The organism is Sphingobacterium sp. UBA7253, assembly GCF_002472745.1.
Lineage (GTDB): Bacteria > Bacteroidota > Bacteroidia > Sphingobacteriales > Sphingobacteriaceae > Sphingobacterium > Sphingobacterium siyangense.
The window spans coordinates 5253-5785 of the sequence record NZ_DKSP01000087.1 but is presented as its reverse complement, the minus strand read 5'-3'; the positions used below and the strand labels follow the sequence as shown (position 1 = coordinate 5785).

At 36.4% G+C, this 533-nt stretch carries 1 protein-coding gene; it reads left to right on the top strand.

Annotated elements, in window-relative coordinates; translation table 11 throughout:
* Window positions 1-229: 229 nt before the first annotated feature.
* Window positions 230-533, top strand: a 304-nt coding sequence (locus B2X72_RS08525; RefSeq protein ID WP_286849123.1) for a hypothetical protein, incomplete at its 3' end; no start/stop codon positions are given.

Below are 533 nucleotides of genomic sequence, written 5' to 3'. Positions count from 1 at the left end.
CTGACTAGTAGCTTGGAAGCCCAATTTACTTAGTGATGTTTCTGAATTTGAGCAGAAGGACTCCCAAATAGCAAGCGACCACGAATGATGTACTTTTGGATTGCGCTGCACTTCTAAAAAGTCAAAAGGTGTTAATCCCGCACAATTTCATTTGCAAATGAATACAAATTTATTTTAGTTTGAAGATCTTTACGGCAAAGTAAAGATCATAACCCAAAAAATAATTTAAATGACAATTCCGATGAAGCCGTTTCATTTTCTATATTATAGTGTATGCTGTCTGATCCTTTTATCGGGTATGCTGTATTCCTGTCAATCGCAAGATCCAGACAGGGTGATACTTGAAAAATTGGATAGAACCTTTAATGCATCCAAATTTTATGGCCCCAAGATAAAAAGGAGCGAAGAGTTGCTGCATGCGGACGTTAAAAGTATGGATAAGAAAGAGTTGAAAGAAGTCTTTGAAACTGCCATATTTAAAAAGGATACGCTTGCTGTTTTTAATTCAGAAGGGAGTTTGCCAACACCATTTT